Origin of the sequence: Ilumatobacter sp. (genome assembly GCF_049588435.1) — a bacterium.
Taxonomy (GTDB): Bacteria; Actinomycetota; Acidimicrobiia; order Acidimicrobiales; family Ilumatobacteraceae; genus Ilumatobacter_A.
Genome location: NZ_JBAVYV010000036.1, coordinates 1 through 6,317, shown reverse-complemented (window position 1 = coordinate 6,317; position 6,317 = coordinate 1). Strand labels below are relative to the sequence as shown.

Here is a 6,317-nt window from a genome sequence, read left to right as displayed (position 1 = left end):
GTTCACGAGATCGCCCGATTCGGGTGATTCGGGGCTGATGTGGTCGGGCGGCGCCGGAGCGACCCGGGCCGCGTCGGGTCAGTCGGTGCCGGCGATCAACTGATCGACCGGCGCGAAGTCATCGGTGAGGATGGTCGCCCCGCCGAGATAGACGTCGAGATCCGCTCCGGCGACCAGTTCCCCGACGATCCGAGCGGGCTCGGATCCCTGATTGGAGCCCGGATCGATGCCGGCCTCGGTCGCAAGACGTTCCGACAGCGCGTCGATGTCGATCGGTGAGTCGCTCGCAACGACCACGGAGTTGCCGTTGAACCCACCGACGATGCCAGGTCCACGCACGACGACCACGTGCTCGAACACACGGGCGATCGTGGCCGCCTCGGCCCTCAGGAACTCTTCATCCGGCCCGTCGATGATGTTCGCCGCGTAGATCCCTTCCGGCTGCAGGACACGGGACACATCGGCGAGGAACTCCTCGGTGGCCAGATGGAATGGGACCGCCCGGCTCCCGAACGCATCACCGACGACGACGTCGGCCGAATCCGTCGCGAGGTCCGCCATCGACAGTCGCCCGTCACCGACCACGATCTCGACGTCGTCGTCCCGATCGAAATCGATCTCGTCCTCGACGACGTCGACGAGGTCACCGTCGATCTCGAGGATCGTCTGCTCGCTGCCCGGACGGGTGGCACGGAGGTAACGCGGCACGGTGAAGGCGCCGCCACCGACGTACACCGCATCGATCGGTTCATCCGATTCGGCGGTCTGCACCTCGATCGCATCGACGATGCGACGGATGTACCAGAACTCCAGGTGACTCGGATCGTCGAGGTCGACGTAGCTGTGGCGGAGATCGTCCAGCACCAGGGTGCGCCCCGACTCCACGAACGGGTCCTCGACCACCGACAGGCAGTAGTAGGCGGTCTGCGTCTCACACGGGGAATCGACGGCCACCGCACCGATGAGCGCCACCGCGGCGAGCCCACCGAGACCGAGCATCTCCCCCGTCGATCCCGCGCGACCGACCAGCCACAAGGCGATGCCCGAAACGACGAGCAGCACGCCGACACCGATGATCAGGGTGGTCACCCCCGCCGTCGACACCAGCACGAACCCGGTGAAGAACGTGCCGAACAACGCTCCCGCCGTACTCCACGCCGAGAGTCGGCCGACGGTGGTGCCGGTCGATGCGAGGTCGCGCAACTGGAGTTTGATCACCGCCGGGGGCACCGCACTGAGCACGGTGGCCGACGGGAGGAACCCGAAGGCGGTGAGGACCAGGATCCGCGGCCCACCTCCGCTCCCGCCCCCTTCGCCCAGGATCCGCACGATCGGAATCGTTGCCATCGCGAGAGCCCCACCGGCGACGAGCAGCACCGGGAGCAGGCGCCGCGGATCGATGTGGTCGGCCGCGACGCCACCGGCCCACGCTCCGACGGCGATCCCGGCGAGGATCGTCCCGATGATTCCGGTGAACGTCTCGAGACTGACGCCGACGTACGGAGCGAGCAGGCGCCCCGCGAGGATCTCGAGGACGAGGACCGCGGCCGACGTGCCGGTCACCAGGGCGATCGCAAGCCATCCCGACAATGGACCGCCCGGCGCAGTTTTCAGGCCGTCATCGCGATCGGCGTCATCGTCCACGGTCGGTCGAGGTCCGGCGGCGTCGGTCACGCGCAGCAGGCTACGGGCACGTCGCTCCCACCGCCCCGCGACTCAGGGGTAGCGCTCACCGAGCCAGCCGGCGACGCGGCCCAACGCGGCGGGTCGATCACCTTCGAGATAGTGGAGGGCACCCTTCATCTCGATGTAGGTCACGTCGTCCGCACCGGCCGCAGCGACGATCTCCTCGGCCTGCCAGACCCGGATCTCGGTGTCGGCGGTGGGATGGATCAGCAACGTCGGCACGGTCACCTTCGGCATCGTGTCGGCGAGCTTCGCCCCGCTCGAGAGTCCCGACCACGTGCTGAGCCACCCGCGTGCGGTCATCGTTCGCGCCAGTCCCCCGCGCCCGTAGTTGGCGTCGAAGGGATCGGGGAATGCGAACAGCGACCCCATCGCCCGGTCGTCGGGGTCGATCGAGAGGTCGAGGTACGCCGGGTCGGCGAGGGTGCGGTAGATCGTCAGGTACTTGGTGAACACCGCTCGGCGGCGAGCCTCCCGGAATGTGACCGGATCGGCGGCGGCATCGATTCCTCGGAGCGCGCCGACGGCCGACGCGGAGTCTGCGATCGACGACCGGGCGATCGCGTCGATTCGCGCGACCCGGGCGCGCTGGGCCTCGCGATACGTGGCCACCCACGACGAGTCGTACGAGCACGGCTCGGGCCAGGGTCGCCAACCGTTGTCGGGGTGGTACATGTCGAGTTCGGGAACGGTCGCGAACGGATCGTCCTCGTCGGCGACGGACGGGTCGATCACCTGCAACATGAACACCCCCTCGCCCGGATGCGCCGCCATCCCGACCCATCCGTCGCCGATTCCGAGCTCGGCGTTCGCCATCGCCATCAACGACCCACCGCCGGAGTTGCCGAGGAGGACGACCGCTTCGGCCCCGCGCCGGATCATTTCGTCGTGCGCGGTCTGCACGTCGGTGATGCACGCCTCGTGCAGGCAATCGGTGTCGTTGTTCATGTACCGGGTGCCGAATCCGAGTACCGCGTAGCCCGCCGCAGCAAGGAGCGGGCACGCGTAGTGAACGCTGAAGTCACCGCGTGGGTGCGACAGGATCACCGCCGTCTTCCACGGCGTCCCGACCGGTGGGGTCCACAGGACCCCGCGGACGAGCGCGCCGTCGGGAGAGACCAGCCGGATCGATTCGCGGCGCACGGCCACACCCGGGTCGTCCTCGGGGAGCGGCCAGTATCCGAGACCGAAAGGCCGACGGGAACCGAGCAAGACATCATCCATGGCGTCGACCGTAGATGACCGAAAATGCGCTCGGTGCCTCGCGCCGACGCGCATTTCTCAGTCGGGGCGATCGGTCAGCGTGACGTCCAACTCGATCGACTCGGCGTCGCGAACGATCGCAACGGTCACACTGTCACCCGGCTGCTTGTCGCGGATCGCCGCGATGAGTGCAGACGAACCATCGGTGACGGCACCGTCGACCGCGACGATCAGGTCGCCGACGCCGACGCCGACATCGGCGGCGGGCGTACCGGGCTCGACATCGATCACGATGACACCCTGCCCACCGTCGCGTCGGTCTTCGAGACCGACGCCGAGGAACGCCTCTTCGCGGACCGCACCGTCCGCCTGTGCGCGGAGTGCTTCCACGACCGGCAATGCCTCACCGACCGAGATCGCGAAGCCGACGTTCGTCGCGGTGAAGACCGCCGTGTCGCGCGCGACCGCGGTGTTGATCCCGATCACCTCACCGGCGGCATTGACGAGTGGTCCCCCGGAGTTGCCCGACGAGATCGCCGCGTCGGTCTGGATGAGACCGTCGAGGAACAGGTTGTCCTGTCCGACGCTGCGATCCATTGCGGACACGATCCCCAGCGTCACCGAAGGCTCGCCGTCGAGTCCGAGGGCAAAACCGATCGCCATCACGTCGTCGCCAATCCGTACGCTCCCGGGATCGGCGAACGTCGCCGCGGCGAATCCGTCTCCGGCCATCCTCAGCAGCGCGAGATCGTTGCCGCGATCGGCCGCCAGCACGGTGACCTCGCGCGGCTCGGACTCTCCAGCGAGACGTACCCGGACTTCGTCGGCACCGTCGACGACATGGGCGTTGGTCAGGATCTCGCCGTCGTCGGAGATGATCACGCCGGTCCCCAGCGACATCCCACCGGCGATGTCCGCCGACACGGTCACCGTCGACGGAGCCACGTACGACGTGACCTGGGCGACGTCGATCCGGTTCTCGAATCCAGGCCGCGGCGCGGCGACATCGAGCGGTTGATCGGACGAACGGGACGGAGGATCGTCCAACCAGTCGGCGACCTGGCTACCGAACACCGCTCCACCGAGACCGCCGAGCCAGGCGACGACACCCACGAGCACCAGCAGCGATGCGACACGACGTCGCGAACGGCGCGGCGCCCGCTCGGACGCAGAGGAGGAGAAGGAGGAGCGAGCCGACGAAGGAGGAGTCGCCGGCGCCGCGTTCAACGGCGTTTGGCCCGGAGCGGGGGGAGGCAGTGGTGCCATTCCACCGTGTCTATCTGATGCATCGGCCGGCTCGGACGCACGGTCACCACGTTCGGGCAGCGTTCACAACAACGGGACCGAGTACTTTTCCTCGCGATGCCCGCCCCCGACCTGCTCTCTCGTGTGAGCGAAGAGACTCGCGCGGCCGTCGTGGCCGCCGGGCGCCAGGCCATCGTCGCCGACGGGAACTTTCTGCTGCGCGACGGGGAGCCGGCGACGGCTGCCTTCTACGTGTTGGACGGCCTCCTGAAGATCGTCAAGTCGTCGCCCGGTGGGCGGGTCTCGGTCGTGGGACTGCGCGGCGCCGGATGTCTCGTCGGCGAACTCGCCCTGCTCGCGCCGGCACCGAGGTCCTCGTCGCTCCAGGCCGTGGAACGGACGGTCGTGCTCCGCATCGAGTACGCAGCTCTCGACCGGCTGCTCACGAACCATTCCGATCTCGCGCGGGTGGTCCTCGAGGACCTCGCGATCCGCCTCCGGGAGGCGACCTACCACCTGCACGAGGTGATGACGGCCGACGCCGTGACGCGCATGGCCGCCCGACTCGATCAGTTGGCGGACGAGGTCGACGCGCATGCCGAGGTGTCACTCGCGCTCCCGGTGTCACAACAGGAGCTGGGCGAGTGGGCGGGCCTGTCGCGTGCCGGCGCGGTGAAGGCGCTGCGAGTTCTGCGTGAGCGGAATGTGATCGAGACGTCACGACTGGCGATCGTGATCAAGGACCTCGACGGGCTTCGAGCGATCGCGACCGGCTGACGATCACTGGGGAACGGGCGACACGTGCGCGACGGTGTCGCACGTCACATTCGGAGTGTGCACTGGTAGCCAGCGCCGCGACGGTGCGTGGGCGGAGGATGTCGTTGTCCCCCACTCACCCGTCAAGGAGCTGTCATGCAGAGGATTGCGATTCTCGGAGCCACGTCACTCCTCGGCGACCCCGATCGAACCGGCACCTCGACCGACGAGACGTTGACGCATGATCGTCGAGCATCGACACAGCCCGCGAAGCGGCGCTGGTTCTCTCTGCGGCGACAGATCCTCGCGAACCATGCGGCCACGCGTCGTCGACGCCAACTCCAGGCGCTCCGGCTCTCGGTGGGCGACGATGCGGCACCCCGGGTTCAGGAGTTGCTGACGCCCGTCCCACTGGCAGCAGACGCGATCGTCATGCAGCATCCCGGCGTTCCACGTCAGGCATTCTTCGTGCTCGAAGGTCGCGTTGCGATCACCGTCAAGGACCAGCCCGTCGCCGTCCTCGGCCCGGGGAGCTTCTTCGGTGAGTCGGAGGCGACGCTGGTGCGACGGATCGATGTCCCACGGATCCGAGCGATCGGTCCGGTGGTGCTCGGCATCGCCGACCACATCGACCTTCCCGAACTCCATCAGCTCGTTCCCGATCTGCCGACACTGTCACTGGCCGCTCCGGCGCCCGCGCCTCACCCGGACGAGTCGATCGCCACCCATGACCACGACGAGGTGATGGGACTCGGATTTCTCCAGCGAATCGCAGGCTGATCCTCAGACAGCTTGTGGACCGGGTTCGGCCGAGTCGGGGGACCTTGCCGAATCCGAGTTCAGACAGCGAAATGGGCGGGCCACACGGCCCGCCCATTTTGCTGTTCGATCTGCTGTCGGCTCCCCGGCACGCCGCGGATCAGGTCCGCGACGTGCCGAGATGCCGGTTCAGCTCTGGATCTTGATCTCGATGTCGACGCCGGCCGGCAGCTCGATGCGCTGCAGGCTGTCGATCGTCTTGTTGTTCGGGTTCACGATGTCGATGAGGCGCTTGTGCACTCGCATCTCGAAGTGTTCCCGGCTGTCCTTGTCGACGTGCGGTCCGCGGATGACCGTGTACCGGTGCTTGTCGGTCGGCAACGGGATCGGGCCGCGCACGGTGGCGTCGGTCCGGGTGACCGTCTCGACGATCTTCTTCGTCGACTGATCGATGATCTCGTGGTCGAACGCCTTGAGGCGGATACGGATGCTCTGTGCCATTGGTCAATTCCTCTTTCTCAGAACGTCCGGATCAGGCGATGATCTTGGTGACGCGGCCGGCGCCGACGGTGCGGCCACCCTCACGGATCGCGAACCGCAGACCCTCGTCCATCGCGATCGGCTTCCCGAGCTCGACCGTCATCTCGACATTGTCACCCGGCATCACC

At 67.6% G+C, this 6,317-nt stretch carries 6 protein-coding genes and 1 pseudogene; 2 read left to right on the top strand and 5 right to left on the bottom strand.

What is annotated here, in order from left to right; translation table 11 throughout:
• Positions 1-78 precede the first annotated feature (78 nt).
• From WBV89_RS01085 to WBV89_RS01075, 3 genes are read right to left on the bottom strand one after another with little or no spacing between them, the layout of a single operon-like run.
• A complete protein-coding gene (locus WBV89_RS01085; RefSeq protein WP_423979489.1) occupies positions 79-1,674 on the bottom strand; it encodes a fused MFS/spermidine synthase in 1,596 nt (531 codons plus the stop codon).
• A 42-nt stretch (positions 1,675-1,716) separates the two neighbouring features.
• Positions 1,717-2,910 (bottom strand): alpha/beta hydrolase, encoded by a 1,194-nt coding sequence (locus WBV89_RS01080; RefSeq protein ID WP_423979488.1) that lies wholly within the window; start codon positions 2,908-2,910, stop codon positions 1,717-1,719.
• Between the two features lie 57 nt (positions 2,911-2,967).
• A complete protein-coding gene (locus WBV89_RS01075; protein ID WP_423979487.1) occupies positions 2,968-4,008 on the bottom strand; it encodes a S1C family serine protease in 1,041 nt (346 codons plus the stop codon).
• A 243-nt stretch (positions 4,009-4,251) separates the two neighbouring features.
• Here WBV89_RS01075 and WBV89_RS01070 point away from each other — a divergent pair, with 243 nt between their 5' ends.
• A complete protein-coding gene (locus WBV89_RS01070) occupies positions 4,252-4,911 on the top strand; it encodes a Crp/Fnr family transcriptional regulator (RefSeq protein ID WP_423979486.1) in 660 nt (219 codons plus the stop codon).
• Positions 4,912-5,046: 135 nt separating this feature from the next.
• Positions 5,047-5,670 (top strand): hypothetical protein, encoded by a 624-nt coding sequence (locus WBV89_RS01065; RefSeq protein WP_423979485.1) that lies wholly within the window; start codon positions 5,047-5,049, stop codon positions 5,668-5,670.
• Positions 5,671-5,838: 168 nt separating this feature from the next.
• Here the strand turns inward: WBV89_RS01065 and rpsJ are convergent, their stop codons facing one another.
• Together rpsJ and tuf are read right to left on the bottom strand one after the other, a co-directional pair.
• Positions 5,839-6,150, bottom strand: a complete 312-nt coding sequence (rpsJ, locus tag WBV89_RS01060) for a 30S ribosomal protein S10 (protein ID WP_348478425.1) — start codon at positions 6,148-6,150, stop codon at positions 5,839-5,841.
• A gap of 31 nt (positions 6,151-6,181) precedes the next feature.
• A pseudogene (tuf, locus tag WBV89_RS01055) lies at positions 6,182-6,317 on the bottom strand (elongation factor Tu); the annotation flags it as partial.